Source organism: Ruminococcus sp. AF17-12 (assembly GCF_003479245.1).
Classification (GTDB): domain Bacteria; phylum Bacillota; class Clostridia; order Lachnospirales; family Lachnospiraceae; genus Blautia_A; species Blautia_A fusiformis.
This window is the reverse complement of the sequence record NZ_QUGY01000005.1, coordinates 147,311-161,787: the sequence shown is the minus strand read 5'-3', so window position 1 is coordinate 161,787 and position 14,477 is coordinate 147,311. Positions and strand designations below refer to the sequence as shown.

General features: G+C 43.0%; 15 protein-coding genes and 4 pseudogenes. 8 read left to right on the top strand and 11 right to left on the bottom strand.

Annotated features, from left to right (window positions below):
• Window positions 1-84: 84 nt before the first annotated feature.
• The gene (bioB, locus tag DWW77_RS07310) at window positions 85-1,056 is read right to left on the bottom strand and encodes a biotin synthase BioB (RefSeq protein WP_110102912.1); all 972 of its coding nucleotides are present in this window, start codon (window positions 1,054-1,056) and stop codon (window positions 85-87) included.
• A 307-nt stretch (window positions 1,057-1,363) separates the two neighbouring features.
• Here bioB and DWW77_RS07305 point away from each other — a divergent pair, with 307 nt between their 5' ends.
• The 4 genes from DWW77_RS07305 to DWW77_RS07290 all read left to right on the top strand — a co-directional run bounded on the left by DWW77_RS07305 (window position 1,364) and on the right by DWW77_RS07290 (window position 5,754).
• Window positions 1,364-2,701, top strand: a complete 1,338-nt coding sequence (locus DWW77_RS07305; protein WP_118608398.1) for a TrkH family potassium uptake protein — start codon at window positions 1,364-1,366, stop codon at window positions 2,699-2,701.
• 19 nt (window positions 2,702-2,720) lie between these two features.
• A complete protein-coding gene (locus tag DWW77_RS07300; RefSeq protein ID WP_021976055.1) occupies window positions 2,721-3,368 on the top strand; it encodes a potassium channel family protein in 648 nt (215 codons plus the stop codon).
• A gap of 90 nt (window positions 3,369-3,458) precedes the next feature.
• Window positions 3,459-5,030: an ATP-binding protein gene (locus DWW77_RS07295; protein WP_243239049.1), complete on the top strand. Its 1,572-nt coding sequence runs from the start codon at window positions 3,459-3,461 to the stop codon at window positions 5,028-5,030.
• On the top strand, window positions 5,023-5,754 hold the full coding sequence (locus DWW77_RS07290) for a response regulator (RefSeq protein WP_110102914.1): 732 nt from the start codon (window positions 5,023-5,025) through the stop codon (window positions 5,752-5,754). Before DWW77_RS07295 ends, DWW77_RS07290 begins: the two co-directional genes overlap by 8 nt.
• A gap of 460 nt (window positions 5,755-6,214) precedes the next feature.
• Here DWW77_RS07290 and DWW77_RS07285 read toward each other — a convergent pair whose 3' ends face one another.
• Together DWW77_RS07285 and DWW77_RS07280 are read right to left on the bottom strand one after the other, a co-directional pair.
• Complete coding sequence (locus DWW77_RS07285) at window positions 6,215-7,312, bottom strand: RNA-guided endonuclease TnpB family protein (protein WP_118608396.1); 1,098 nt, start codon at window positions 7,310-7,312, stop codon at window positions 6,215-6,217.
• 8 nt (window positions 7,313-7,320) lie between these two features.
• Window positions 7,321-7,395 (bottom strand): annotated as a pseudogene (locus DWW77_RS07280) (IS200/IS605 family transposase); the annotation flags it as partial.
• A gap of 200 nt (window positions 7,396-7,595) precedes the next feature.
• On the opposite strand from DWW77_RS07280, the pseudogene DWW77_RS07275 reads away from it, so the two are divergent.
• A pseudogene (locus DWW77_RS07275) lies at window positions 7,596-7,880 on the top strand (MATE family efflux transporter); the annotation flags it as partial.
• 162 nt (window positions 7,881-8,042) lie between these two features.
• Here the strand turns inward: DWW77_RS07275 and DWW77_RS07270 are convergent.
• From DWW77_RS07270 to DWW77_RS07245, 6 genes are read right to left on the bottom strand one after another with little or no spacing between them, the layout of a single operon-like run.
• Window positions 8,043-9,407, bottom strand: coding sequence for a sensor histidine kinase (locus DWW77_RS07270; protein WP_118608395.1), 1,365 nt, complete (start codon window positions 9,405-9,407; stop codon window positions 8,043-8,045).
• Entirely contained in the window at window positions 9,398-10,060 is a 663-nt protein-coding gene (locus DWW77_RS07265; protein ID WP_008705326.1) for a response regulator transcription factor, read from the bottom strand. Before DWW77_RS07265 ends, DWW77_RS07270 begins: the two co-directional genes overlap by 10 nt.
• A gap of 38 nt (window positions 10,061-10,098) precedes the next feature.
• Window positions 10,099-10,476 carry a NisI/SpaI family lantibiotic immunity lipoprotein gene (locus tag DWW77_RS07260; protein ID WP_242872530.1) on the bottom strand — a complete coding sequence of 126 codons (378 nt, stop codon included), beginning with the start codon at window positions 10,474-10,476 and terminating at the stop codon, window positions 10,099-10,101.
• The gene (locus DWW77_RS07255) at window positions 10,469-11,212 is read right to left on the bottom strand and encodes a lantibiotic immunity ABC transporter MutG family permease subunit (protein WP_025580193.1); all 744 of its coding nucleotides are present in this window, start codon (window positions 11,210-11,212) and stop codon (window positions 10,469-10,471) included. Before DWW77_RS07255 ends, DWW77_RS07260 begins: the two co-directional genes overlap by 8 nt.
• 2 nt (window positions 11,213-11,214) lie before the next feature.
• Window positions 11,215-11,961 carry a lantibiotic immunity ABC transporter MutE/EpiE family permease subunit gene (locus DWW77_RS07250; RefSeq protein ID WP_015527239.1) on the bottom strand — a complete coding sequence of 249 codons (747 nt, stop codon included), beginning with the start codon at window positions 11,959-11,961 and terminating at the stop codon, window positions 11,215-11,217.
• Window positions 11,962-12,666, bottom strand: coding sequence for a lantibiotic protection ABC transporter ATP-binding protein (locus DWW77_RS07245; RefSeq protein ID WP_025580190.1), 705 nt, complete (start codon window positions 12,664-12,666; stop codon window positions 11,962-11,964). It abuts the gene before it with no gap.
• A 331-nt stretch (window positions 12,667-12,997) separates the two neighbouring features.
• Here DWW77_RS07245 and DWW77_RS07240 point away from each other — a divergent pair, with 331 nt between their 5' ends.
• Complete coding sequence (locus DWW77_RS07240) at window positions 12,998-13,234, top strand: helix-turn-helix domain-containing protein (RefSeq protein ID WP_118368716.1); 237 nt, start codon at window positions 12,998-13,000, stop codon at window positions 13,232-13,234.
• 201 nt (window positions 13,235-13,435) lie between these two features.
• Here DWW77_RS07240 and DWW77_RS07235 read toward each other — a convergent pair.
• Window positions 13,436-13,537, bottom strand: a pseudogene (locus DWW77_RS07235) (transposon-transfer assisting family protein); the annotation flags it as partial.
• Between the two features lie 6 nt (window positions 13,538-13,543).
• On the bottom strand, window positions 13,544-13,684 hold the full coding sequence (locus DWW77_RS18010) for a hypothetical protein (protein WP_021651320.1): 141 nt from the start codon (window positions 13,682-13,684) through the stop codon (window positions 13,544-13,546).
• A gap of 164 nt (window positions 13,685-13,848) precedes the next feature.
• On the opposite strand from DWW77_RS18010, the pseudogene DWW77_RS07230 reads away from it, so the two are divergent.
• A pseudogene (locus DWW77_RS07230) lies at window positions 13,849-14,115 on the top strand (ABC transporter ATP-binding protein); the annotation flags it as partial.
• Window positions 14,116-14,323: 208 nt separating this feature from the next.
• Window positions 14,324-14,473 carry a hypothetical protein gene (locus DWW77_RS18005; protein ID WP_156906918.1) on the top strand — a complete coding sequence of 50 codons (150 nt, stop codon included), beginning with the start codon at window positions 14,324-14,326 and terminating at the stop codon, window positions 14,471-14,473.
• Window positions 14,474-14,477: the final 4 nt, after the last annotated feature.

The following is a 14,477-nucleotide window of genomic DNA, read 5'->3' as shown; positions in this document are numbered from 1 at the left end:
TGAAAAAGGTAATATATTTACTGGTTCGGGTAAGCAATGAAATGCTGTAAGTGTGTATGACAGGTCATATGTACAGAAGGATGCTTACGCAGATTCAATCTCATAGGTGAATCCTGCATCCGTAATGGTTTTGAGAGTGTCTTCGATTCCCTGGCCACCTTCTGTAAGATAACCGGAAGCAAAAATAGAGTCTACAACACTGAGCAGTTTTTTTTCTTCGCCTTTAAAATAAACTTCTCTTCCGGCAGCACATCGGATATCTGCTTTAGGCACAAGAAGTCTTGCCAGGCAGAGGACCTTCATACAGTATTCTGTTGTCAGCTGGGAAATATCTGCATTTCCGAGAGGAGTTCCCTTGATCGGAAGAAGAAAGTTGATCGGCAGTGCTTCCGGCTGGATCTCACGTAATTCCAGAAGCATGTCAACAACGTCTTCCTTACTTTCACCCATGCCAATGATACCGCCGCTGCAGATCTCGAAACCAAGTCCCTGAAGCATATGGATATTCCGGACACGCTGGTCAAAGGTATGTGTACTGCAGATATTATGATAAAAGGAACGGCTGCTGTTCAGGTTATGGTTGATCCGGTCAAGACCAGCCTCTTTGAGCATTTTTGCCTGGTGCTCTGTGAGAAAGCCTATGGAGCAGCAGAGATGAGTTCCGTGTTCTTTCATTTTGCGGATCCTGCGGGCTAGCTCCTCGATCTCTTTATCTGTAAATTTCATACCACTCAGTCCGATACAATGTCTGGATAAATGATAATCATTTACGAAATCATTGTCCTGATATAATTTGTCTTCATCTACCCATTTGTATTTATCAATATCGGCAGTGGAACGACATGACTGGGCACAGTAGGCACAATCCTGGGAACAGTTACCACTGCGGGCATTGGTAAGGATGTGGATGCTTACCCGGTTTCCCTTATATTTGTAACGTAAACTGCTGGCGCGGTCGATCAGTGCCTCAAGTTCTTCGTCCGGAGTATCTAAAATTGCAATGGCTTCATCTCTGGAAAGCGATGGAGCTTCTTTTTCGCATGATGCAGTGTTCATGTCAATACCTTCCTTTTGAGTTTTTTTGTACGGGTATCACTTTATCACATAGAAATATTGAATGTCAACTGCAAATATAAAATGAGTTTACAATTAAAAACTGTAGTATTAAGGTAATGCTTAGGATCATCAAAGCAGGTAATTTCCTTGATTCGGTTAAAATAATTCTCAATTCAATATCATATCTTTATAAAATCTTAATACGGAAGCAGAGACTTTTATACTATCTTTGAAAGTAGTTATATATAATAAAATGCATTACGAGGATAGCACTGTTAAAAGTATTGATAAGGAGTTCTGATCATTTATGCCGGAAAAATCATATAAGAAAAAACATATGACATCTTTTCAGCTGATTATCATGGGGTTTGCAGGAGTGATCCTTTTGGGAACCGTTCTGCTGATGCTTCCATTTTCTTCTGCGGAGAAGGTGATCACACCATTTCATGAGGCACTTTTTACAGCTACTTCGGCGGTATGTGTTACAGGTCTTGTGGTAAAGGACACTGGAAGCTACTGGTCCCTGGCAGGCCAGACGATCATTCTTGCACTCATACAAATAGGTGGGCTTGGAGTAGTGACTGTGGCTGCGTCTGTTTCCCTTCTTTCCGGAAAGAAAATATCCCTCATGCAAAGAAGCACCATGCAGAATGCAATTTCAGCTCCAAAAGTCGGAGGAATCGTCAGACTAACAAGGTTTATTTTGAGGGGAACATTTTTGATCGAAGCTGCAGGGACGGTGTTGCTGCTGCCGGTTTTTATGGGAGATTATGGAAAAAAGGGAATCTGGATGTCAGTTTTTCATTCAATCTCTGCTTTTTGTAATGCCGGCTTTGATATTCTGGGGACAGATTCCAGTATGTTTCCATCGCTGACTAGGTATTCCGGAAATATACTTATAAATCTGGTAATTATGCTGTTGATCATTACAGGAGGAATCGGTTTTCTCACATGGGATGATATTTATACAAACAAACTGAACTTTAAACGCTACCGCATGCAAAGCAAGATCATTCTCATGACTACCGCATGTCTGATCTTATTTCCGACAGTTTTTTTCTATATCTGTGATCTGACAAAATTACCCATGGAAAAACGCCTGTTAGCAGCAGCGTTTCAATCGGTAACGACAAGAACTGCCGGATTTAACACCATAAACATTTCAGAGATGAGTGAGGCATCAAAAGCGGTTATGATACTGTTAATGCTAATTGGTGGTTCACCGGGATCTACAGCAGGTGGAATGAAAACAACAACTTTTTCAGTACTTATTTTAAATGCAATTGCGACATTTCGAAGTCAGGAAAATGCAGGAGCTTTTGGGCGAAGACTTGAATATCATGTGATAAAAAATGCAGCGACAATAGCCATGTTATATTTTGCCTTGTTCTTTGGCGGCGGAATAGCGATCAGTGTGTACGAAGGCCTTCCGCTTTTAAATTGTCTGTACGAAGCTGCTTCAGCTGTTGGTACGGTAGGGCTGACGCTGGGAATCACACCGGAACTTCATGTTTTTTCACAAGTCGTGTTGATCATACTGATGTATCTGGGACGTGTAGGTGGTCTGACCCTGATCTATGCGGTATTTTCCGGAAGAAATAAGGGAAATGCAAAGCTCCCTCTGGAAAAAATCACAGTTGGATAAGAAGGAGAAAAATAATATTATGAAAAATGTATTGCTTATTGGACTTGGAAGGTTTGGAAGACATATTGCCATGCAGCTCAATCAGCTGGGACATGAAGTTATGGCAGTTGACTGGAAGGAAGAAAGAGTGGACAAAGTACTGTCATTTGTGACGAATGCTCAGATTGGTGACAGCACCAATGCTGAATTTTTACAGTCCCTTGGAATTGGAAACTACGACATTTGTTTTGTGACCATTGGAGATAGCTTTCAAAATTCTCTTGAAACAACATCCCTTCTAAAAGAACTGGGTGCAAAATTGGTGATATCCAGAGCTGAACGTGATGTTCAGGAAAAATTTCTTTTACGCAATGGTGCCGATAAGGTAGTTTATCCGGAAAAGCAGGTGGCAAAATGGGCCTCCATCCGTTATACAGATGATCATATCCTGGATTATATGGAGGTGGATGCTTCCCATGCAATTTTTGAAGTGGAAGTGCCGGAAGAATGGGTTGGAAAAACAGTGGGTGGACTTGACATCAGAAAACGCTACAATATTAATATTCTGGCAGTAAAAAATGAAGAGGAATTCAGTATTGCAATTTCACCGGAAACATATTTTACAGAAAATGATAAATTACTGGTATTAGGAGAATACAGAGCTCTTCAGAAGTGCTTCCGCATATAGCTCATTGCCATGAAGAAAAAATTTTTGACCACAGAACTGCTGCGTGATATAATTCCAGTAAACAACAGCAGAAGGAGAATGAGCTTGAAAATGGAGGATACAGTAAAAAACAGAACCTGTCCGAAACGGCCATTTGCATGGTATGTGGAAAAACCGTCTGCAAAAGATTACTTGCTGACGGTTTTTATATTTGCAGTATGCACTTTGATTGGCCTGCTGTTTCAGAAGCTGGATTTTACAGATACGAATATTGTAACGATATACATTCTGGGTGTGTTGATCACTTCCATCGTGACAGATGGTTATCTTTGCAGTGTAGCAGGCTCCTTTTTAAGTGTATTCTTATTTTGTTTTTTCCTGACGGAGCCAAGGATGTCTTTTGAGACATATGCGGTGGGATATCCGGTGACATTTTTCATAATGCTTATTTCATCCGTACTTACAGGAACCCTTGCGGCAAAGCTGAAAATGCATGCAAAGCTGTCTTCACAGATTGCCTTTCGCACACAGGTTCTGTTTGATACGGATCGTCTGCTGCAAAAGGCAAAAAGTGAGACAGAAATTCTCGGAGTTACCTGTACACAGCTGATACGCCTGTTAAACCGCAGCATCACGGCATATGTTGTGGAAAATGGAACTTTATCAGAAGGAAAGCTTTTTTCCGGGGAAAAAGAGAGCACTGAGGATTTTCTGACACAGGAAGAACAACAGGCGGCCAGATGGACTTATGAAAACAGACAGCGTGCCGGCGCATCCACACAGTATTTCTCACAGGCAAAATGCTTATATCTGGCAATTCGAAGCGGGAATAATGTTTATGGCGTAATCGGGATCCCTCTGCAGAAAGAAACACTGGACTCTTATGAATACAGCATCCTGCTGTCTGTAATAAATGAATGTGCACTTGCAATGGAGAATGTACAAAATGCCATAGAAAAAGAAAAAAATGCGGTTTTAGCAAAAAATGAGCAGTTGCGTGGCGATCTTCTTCGGGCGATCTCCCATGACCTGCGTACTCCGCTTTGTTCTATTTCCGGAAATGCAGATATGCTTCTCAGTAACAGTGACCGTCTGGATGAAGCTACAAGGTATCAGATCTACACGGACATTCATGAGGATTCAGAGTGGCTGATCGGAGTTGTGGAAAATCTGCTTTCCATTACCAGGCTCAATGATGGAAGATTGAAGTTTAAATTTACGGATCAGCTTTTGGATGAGGTAATAGCAGAGTCACTCCGGCATGTCAGCCGGAAGCATGATGCGTATAAGATCGTGGCGGACTGTGAAGAACTTGTTCTTACACGTATGGACGTGCATCTTATTATACAGGTTCTGGTAAATTTGATCGATAATGCGATAAAATATACGCCGTCAGGCTCTGTCATCAGCATTCGGGGGTTCAAAAAAGCCGGGAAAGCACAGGTAAGCGTGGAAGATAACGGCCCCGGGATCCCGGATGAAATGAAGCCACATATTTTTGAGATGTTTTATACAGGGAAAACAACCGTTGCAGACAGCCAACGGAGTCTGGGGCTTGGCCTGGCACTTTGCCGCTCGATCATAGAAGCTCACGATGGAACACTGGTTCTTTCGGATCATGCTCCGCATGGATGTACTTTTACTTTTACTTTACCATTAAGCGAGGTGACATTAAATGAATAAGACATTAATTCTGGTGGTTGAGGATGACAGACCCATACGGAACCTGATCGTTACCACTTTAAAAACACATGACTATAAATATCTGGCTGCAGAAAATGGGGCTTCGGCCATTTTGGAGGCTTCATCACACAATCCGGATATCGTTCTTCTGGATCTGGGCCTTCCTGATATGGAAGGAGTAGAGGTAATAAAGAAAATCCGTACCTGGTCGAATATGCCGATCATCGTGATCAGTGCCAGAAGTGAAGATATGGACAAAATAGAGGCACTGGATGCGGGTGCAGATGATTATATCACAAAACCATTTTCAGTAGAAGAATTACTTGCGCGTATCCGTGTCAGCCAAAGGCGGCTTGCCATAACGCAGTCAGGAAAACAGCCGGAAACATCTGTTTTTGAAAATGGTGGATTAAAGATAGATTACACGGCTGGCTGCACATTCCTGAAGGACAGAGAACTGCATCTGACGCCCATTGAGTATAAGCTGCTCTGCCTTTTATCCCGTAATGTTGGAAAAGTATTGACACATACATATATTACTCAGCAGATCTGGGGACGCTGCTCGGAAAACGATGTTGCTTCTCTCAGGGTTTTTATGGCAACACTGCGGAAAAAACTGGAGCTTGAAAAAAACGGTGTACAATATATCCAGACGCACATAGGAATTGGATATCGCATGCTCAGGATCGAGAAACCTGAGCAGGAAACGAACTCTTCTTTATGAAGTCGGAAGGGCTGACGGAAACAGTGGAGCATAAATTCTGTGCATCGCGAAGCGTGTTGCTGAGAACGGAGTGAACAGTAACTAGGGTTTACAGGGCAGATGCATGGAATAAAATTTTGTTTGACTTTTTGAAAAAGAGGCAATATAATTACAGGGAACGAGTGGCAAGTAAGCGTAAATCCAGTTTACCGGCTACTCGTTTTCATTTTACAAAAATGAATATCGTCATGAAAAAGTGTGTAGCGTGTCAGCGTAAGTCCAGCTTATATGACAGGGTGCGCACTTTTTTTGTGCCAAAAAGAAAGGAGGTGACATGCTCCCACCACTTAAATCTTACGATTTTGAAGTGGGGGCTTCCTGCTCAATTGCCCTTTAGGGCAAAGCTAAAACAGGCTATCCCCGCGTGTCCTGCGGTTTTGTTTTTTATGTTTATCCGGTTACGGATTTTTTTCTTGTGCCGTCAGGCACATTCTTTATAGATCCTTTTTCCTTCTTCCCGGATGTTGACTGCTGCATTCACATCCCGGTCCATCCTGTTTCCACATTCACAGACATACATTCTATCCGACAATGCTAGTTCCTTTTTCTTATGTCCGCATACACTGCAGATCTTGCTGGATGCAAAATAACGGTCTACTTTTATAAGATGTTTTCCGCGCTCTTCCAGCTTGTATCCAAGCATGGACAGAAACTGCCCGTACCCGTTATCCTGCACGCCTTTCCCAAGATGCAGGCCTCCGGACATTCCCTTCAGGTTCAGATCTTCCACGCATACTGCATCATATCTTTCAGCAAGCTCCCTGCTGAGCTTATGCTGGAAATCTTTTCTCTGGTTCTTTATCTTTTCATGACATAAAGCTACCCGTTTCTTCTGTTTCTGATAGTTCCGGCTTCCTTTTTCACAGTGGGAGAGCTTTCTCTGTTCCCTTGCAAGTTTTTTCTCTGCTTTTCTGTAAAACATAGGATACCCAGCTCTTTCTCCTGTAGAAAATACACACATTCCCTGCATGGCAAAATCGATCCCAAGAAATCTCTCTGCCGGTCTTTTTTCCACGGTTTGGTTCTCACAGCAGAACAAAAGACTTGCAAAATATTTCCCGGATGGCTCACGGCTCACAGTTACGGATCTCAGCTTCCAGTCTGACGGAATCTGCCGGTGGAGTTTTATCTTTATGGCAGCCATCTTCGGAAGCTTCAGATGGCTATCCTGCAAAAGGATATTCCCGTTTACTGCATTGGTCGTATACGAATTTCTTGTATGCTTCTTTGATTTATAACGTGGAAATCCGCAGGATGGTTCCCGGAAGAACTTCCGGAACGCACTTTCCAGATGCAGCTGCACATTCGCCAGGGCAAGGGAGTCTACCTCCTTCAGCCAGGGATATTCCTTCTTATATCCGGCCGGTGTGTTCCGGAGCATCTTTTTTTCTTTCTGGTAATAGCTGATCTTGTCTGTGAGCATCTGGTTATAGATAAAGCGGCTACAGCCGATTGTTTTCTCTATCTGGACTTTCTGCTCTTTATTTGGATAGATCCTTATTTTTACGGCGCGGTTCATTCTTCTCACCTTCTGTATTTTATAACCATCACCAGGTGATAGTATAGTAGAAATACTGAATGGGAATTATTGTCTAATTCCATTATATTTATCATTCATTTTCTTTTATCGACTGATATGTATTTATGAACTAATTGTTCTTTTTTAGTATACTACATCAGGGGATGGAGAACAAGTGTTTCTTTTGTACTATAGGGATTTTTTGAGCAGATATGCCCAGATGTGCAATTCATCTCACCACCTGAAGAGGTGGGAGAATTCTTGCTACATTTGTTAAAACAAAATGGCGGAAAGCAACAAGATGAAGGATATGCCGGTAAATAAGCTGATGATCCAGATGGGAATCCCGATGATCCTATCTATGGCATTGCAGGCAGTCTATAACATTGTAGACAGTGCATTTGTGGGAAATATGAAAGCAGGCAGTGAGACAGCACTAAATGCTTTGACACTGGTATTTCCAGTGCAGATGCTTATGGTGGCAGTGGGGATTGGAACCGGTGTAGGAACCAATGCACTTCTTGCAAGGACACTTGGACAGGGAGACAGTAAAAAAGCTGCAAAGGTAAATTAAGCGTGAAAATGGGTCTGCCCAGCAGCGGTTTTTTTTCTTTTCTGCCGCTGGGCAGATGTTTTTTCTTTAGATACATGATAAGAGGAATTTTTGAAGATTCCATAAAGATTTGAAAAATGGACGGACATAAAAGACGTCCATTACACTATCGGAAAATCAGCAAGGAAGTTTCATAGTAACCTTTGCGCCGCCGGTTTCTTTTGAATTTTCTAAAATAAGCTGACCATTATGTTGTTCCATAATCGAATTTGTAATATATAGACCCATACCAAAGTGTAACTTTGAATTGCGGCTTTGATCGCCCATATAGAACCGTTCCTGTGCGTGGCATAATGCCTCTTTAGAAAACCCCGTTCCCTCGTCTGTGACTGAAATTTCCACGAAACCGTTGTTACTCTGAATATCCACATAAAGCGTTCCGCCTTGCGGGGAGTAGTCCAGCCCATTACTGATAACATTCATAATAGCACGTTCTATCAGCACCCTATCAAATTTCAGCATTTGAGGGAGTGAAACAGTATTCATTTGCAGCCGGATTTCTTTTGTCCGGCATAGTGATTCCATATAACCGAACAAGTGCTGCATGAACGCTGGCAAGTCTATACTTTTAATATGGAGCTGATAACCAACCGCCGCCCGTGATATATCAATCAGGGTTTGAATATATGACTGCATCTGGCCGGAGCTTTCCACGACGTAACCAGCGTATAATCGTTGCTCATCATCAAGATTTGTTTCTGTGAGTAAATCAGCATTTCCTTGAATAACCGTCAGAGGCGTTTTCAAATCATGGGCAAGCGCGGCGATTTGCTCTTTCTGTGTCTGTTCGGTTTTCCATTGCCGTTCTAACGAAATTTTCAGATTATCTTTCATATCTGAAAAAGATGCAAGGACATCTTCAAACTCTTTGATTTTGGCGTGTCCTACTTCAAAATCAAGGTTTTGCTTTGAAACCTCCGCAGTTGCTTCAAAAAGCGGGGTCAGTTGTGTACGCAGGTTCTTAGCAAATCTGGCGGTCAGTATGATAATGACCAGCAGCGAATTTACAGCCATCAGGATAAACGCAAGCGTGTCAGGAGATGGAAAATATTCCGGTAGCCATGACACTGTAAATTGAGAACCAATATAATACCTTAAAACGCAAAATTCGTTTTCCCGGACAACAAGTGCAAACTGCCTCCCCGTAGCATATTCAATATATTCTCCCTTTGCGTACAGCAGGGCAATTTCTTTTTCATCATCGTCCATATTGCTGTAAAGCTCATTAAAGTTCTTGTCCAGAATTAAGTAGCCGCATCCCTGTGGAATCACAACCTTTGTAATATCCGGGGCAATCGTCAGCGTTGGAATGATCTCTTTTACCTGCAATTCACTTAGATTTGCTCTTGTAGCTAATCCAGCATTTACAGCAAGTCCCTCCAAACCAGAAGGGACAATAATTGCCGCTACCAGCATGACAATGAGGGAGATAGCAAACTGGCGAAACAATATTTTCAATGTAGGTTTCTTTTTCACTCCCATTTATATCCTATCCCCCATACGGTGCTGACCGGACTTATTTTGAAATGCTCCAATTTCGCACGAATATTTTTTATATGCGTTGAGATCGTAGAGTTATCGCCTATTCCATCAAACCCGAAAACGGCTTCATAGATTTGTTCTTTTGTAAAAACCTGTCCCCGGTTTTTCGCAAGGTATTCACAGATTGAATACTCGCTTTTGGTAAGGGGAACCGGCTGTTCTGAAACATACAGTACCTTTGCGGAAAGGTCAAATCTTATATCAGGCTCAAATGAAAGTGTGCTGTGATGCTCCCTTTTTTCTCTGCGTAAATGTGCCGCGACACGGGCGCGAAGCTCCTGAATACGAAAAGGTTTCGTAATATAATCATCCGCACCGATGCCCAATCCAAACAATATATCTTCCTCTAATGTCTTTGCGGTCAGAAAGAGAATCGGGCAGTCTACCATATTCCTGATCTGTTTGCAAAACTCAAACCCGTCTGTGCCAGGCATCATCACATCCAAAAGAATGAGGTCATAGAAATGCAGCTTTTTGATGTCTACATCATCCGCATTTTGACAGACTGTTATCAAATATCCATCTTTCCCCAAACTGTTCTTAATCAATTCCAAGATAGAAACTTCATCGTCAACTACAAGTAAGTGGGTCAAAAAATCACCTCCCGCCCCATTATACCACATTGTCGAGGTTACTCATCATTATTTTTAATGTCAGCTTTCCGATATTCATTGTTGATATTTACAGCTACGGCATTGCTTATATCCACATTCACAATACTGTAAACGTAGCCGAAACTGAAATCTTCCCCCGCCACATTTTTGAAGCGTTTCGATACCTGCCCGATTTCTTCTTGCAGTTCTGACATTTCAAGACATTCATCCGTTATGGTATATGTCAGGCCGTTATATGAAATTTCATCATAGTTTGCGGCGTTCAGCTCATAATACGGCAGAGATTCATTTAACGCCTTATTTTTATCGGCGGTATCGCGGAGCGCACCGCAGGCCGATAAGCATATAAGACTTACAAGCATAATTACCACGGCAAACAGGCACTTTTTATTCACTGTTTTTACCTCCCTCCCAACCATGAAACCAAACCAAACTGGCAATCAGCAGACAAACAGTGCAGCATACAGAAATAATCATACCGCTGAAAAAATCGGTTTTTACCTGTGCATACAGTTGGGGGCTATCCCATGCAAGCACAGTGTAATCCATAGCACGAACGCCCCAGGCCCAGGGAATATATTTCCATGTAGCGTCACCAAGCCCTGTTATCATAAGGGCAGCTATTAAACTCCCTGCAATTCCCAATCCCATAGATGCACCTTTTCCGAAGCTCATTCCCACAAACAAATGAATCAGGTAAATGGGAAGCATGGTAATCAACAATAGAATCCCTGCTTTCAGGTAAAGGCTTGCCGGAGCATCCCTATATAGTGCAGCGAATGTTCCTAACGCTAAAAATGTTGCGCCAAAAGCACAGATCATCAGAAAACCAAGTTTACCAATATACGTTGCCATGCGAGATGGGATTGTTCCCAACAAAAGCTGATAATGCCCGGCCTGATTTTCGATCTGAACAACCAGGCCCACAATAATGCCGATCAGAAACGGGAACGCAACGGCCAGCACTTCCAGATAGGCACTGATTTTGGTTGCCAGTTCCCATCTGGATATATGATAGTAACCCGCAAAAATCGCCGCACATATAATCGGAATCATGCTGTGCATATAGAGCAAAATGCTATGTTTACACTTCTGATATTCTGCTTTCCAGCAGCGAACCACAGATACCATAGTTACCCCACCTCCTTTTTCTCAAACCATCTTGCAGTTAAAAATGACAGCGCCGCAAACCAGGCCAGCGAAATGACCAATACAAGTATAATCATCCAAAATGCCATTGCCGTACTCTGATCTGCAACCGGCTCACCATTAGGCAAAATACCTAACACGGAAATCATAAGATGCGGCACCCAGCTATACGGGCAGATCATCCACAAAGAGGTTGTAGCCGTGAAAATCCCTAAAACGCTTCCAAGTCCGGCATTAAGAATAACCGTGACAAAGATACCAACTTTTTTTGATAACCATAAGCACAGCGGAACTTCCCATAGGCTTGCAATGACAATACAAGCTGTTCCGGCCGCAGCCTGGCAAATTCCGATTGTCAGGGGAATTTCGTTGATAACTAATATTGCAAAACCGCCCAACAGATTTAGCGCCAGGAAAATGAAATTCCCCACACAGGAGTAAATACCGGCCACTCCAATTTTTGCTTTCCAGACTTTGTTCTGCGAAACAGGCAATGAAGCAACGGCACGATATTTTAGTTTGCCATTATCCCGCTGTTCAATCAAGGCACAGGTGAGCGTAAGGAATCCAGGATAAAGCAGGTTATACCACCAATTATAAGAATTGAGCTGGAACCAAAGAGGGGCAAAAAAGTTCATAAGCGCAGTTACAAACGGGGCCAGAACGATCAGTGTTTTTGTGAAAGTTCTCTTATGCTTTAGGTTCTCTGCCTGAATATATGCCATCTCCATTTAATATCCCTCCTTACCATTTCTGCGAATAACATCCATAAAGAGTTGTTCCAAATCTTCACCGGCGCGAAGCTCTCCCTCATATCCAAGGACGCCGCCAGCAATGATACCCACATGATCTGCAATCTGCTGGACTTCTGACAGAATATGGCTGGACAAAATAACTGTAATCCCTTTGCAGGGAAAAGAGCGAATTAACTCTCGAAGTTCCTCAATCCCTAAAGGGTCAAGGCCGTTAGTCGGTTCATCCAGAATCAAAAGCTGGGGACTGTTCAGCAATGCAATAGCAATACCAAGCCGCTGCTTCATACCAAGAGAAAACTGCCCGGCCCGTTTCTTGCCGGTATTCGTGAGCTGGACAATTTGCAATACCTCGTTAATTCGTGCATCGTCCAGGCCGAGCAATGTAGTTCTGACTTTGAGATTTTCGTATGCAGTCAGATTTTCGTAAAGCGGGGGCATCTCAATCAAAGCACCGATATGCTCCAGATCATTCCGCTTCCACGGGTGGCCGTCAAACTCGATGCTTCCCGATGTGGGGCGCAAAATGCCGGTGAGCATTTTTAAGATCGTGGATTTGCCAGCCCCATTCGGCCCCAGCAGACCATAAACCGAGTTGCGCCGGATGTTCAGTGACACATTGTTTACCGCCATTTGCCCCTTGAAATTTTTGCAGAGGTCAGTCGTTTTCAAAATCATATCCATATAATCAAGTCCTTTCTTTGATTCTACGGATAGCATACCGGGCAATTTTGAAGATTTCATAAAGATTCCCGAAAACAGAATATGAACAATATACCGTAACCGTGGAGCATATCGCAACAAAGCACCAACCTACGCATTTAGGGCCTTAAAAAGCCCTATATTTCAAGGTTTTTCCCGCATAGTCGGCGGGGTATGTGAGTGTTTTATCCTATCCCCGCCATAGTGCTGCTCTAAATGCGTAGAATTTACCAGCAGAAAATCGCCGGTTTCTCTGGCTCCATACTCCCAGATATGGTATCATGGAAAAAATCAATCTGACGGGGGTATCAGGATGGGCGGACAAGAAAAGCTGCTGGACTATGAAACAATCAAAGCCGCCGTTGCCGGTGAGAAGTGGGCCACAGAAAAGGTGCTGGCCCACTATGCGGACTACATCGACGAGCTTTCCACGGTGGAGATCAGGCAGCCGGGCGGCAAAGTGAAAAAAGTCATTGACGAGGATATGCGGCAGCACATTTCCTTAAAGCTGCTGGAAGCGTTGCCGAGCTTCCCGTTGGAACAAGAATAACGATCAAGAGGGCTGCACCCTCTTACGCCGCTTTGCGGCTATCACCTGCACACCCCCGAAACAGATACACCCGCTGCGCGTCTGTACCTGTTTCGGGGGCTAATAATGACTGTAACCTACGCCTTTCGGGGCTGATAACCGCCAGTTTCAAAGCTTCTCCCGCATGTTTGCAGAGGTGGGCGAATATTTTATCCTATTCCCGTCCATACCCGGCATGGCTGCGGTGATCTTGCCTATCGTCCTGCGTCGGTCTGCGTTGTGGTACATACAGATCAAATTTTCTTCTTCCACGGTAAAGTGCATCATTCCTCATACCTCCAATTCATTTTTCTTGGTTCTGGCCGCCGCCTTTTTCGGGCTGGTGGCCTGTTTGCTGTCGGCAAGCTGCTTGCGGATAGATGGCCGGGGCTTGCGAATACTCACATCACGGCGCTCATCTTTGTTAATCATGGCATATACCCCGTCACCTCCTTTCCTTGGGCAAAAAGAAATGCCTTTTTCGTCGCAGACTTACGAAAAAGGCATTTCAGGTGTGATTATAGAGAGGTTTAATTGTCTTTAGATTTTTGAAAAGTCCCGGTTTTATGCGGGTTTGCGCTGGTTGTGCTAATCGGAACGAAGTTACTGCTTACACGGATCCGGAAAACGAGGCGATTCTGCAGAATTCTATGGATGCAGTAGATGCACTTACAAAGGAAAAAACGATTATTATGATTGCCCACAGATTAAAAACAGTCAGACATGCAGACCAGATTGCGGTTGTTGAAAAAGGAAGAATTGCACAGCAGGGAACACATGAGCAATTAATGAAACAGGAAGGTATTTATAAGAGATTTGTGGATGCAAGGCAGCAGGCGGTAAGTTGGAAACTGGTGCACTGAGAAATAATCCACAGTTGGTGAATATCCAAATTGAATTGTCTGAAAGAGATTTAATTTAAGTTTCGCTAAGTTTCACTTATATAGGCAGAATGAGGGATATTCAATAAAGTAATATGAAAAAAGCACTGAAAACCGTTGGATTGATATGCTCCCCATATGGTAGACAATGGAAATATCCAAAAATCTATCATATGAGGAGCATATTTTTATGTCTAGGAAACAGTATAGTAAGGAGTTGAAACTTGAGCTCGTAAAGAAACACCTTCCAATAAAAGAGCATAAAGGGCTAAAGGCGGAAATTAGTTTTTCATTTTACGGTTGCAAAAAAATAACACAAAAATTAGCACTCACCTCTTGACAGT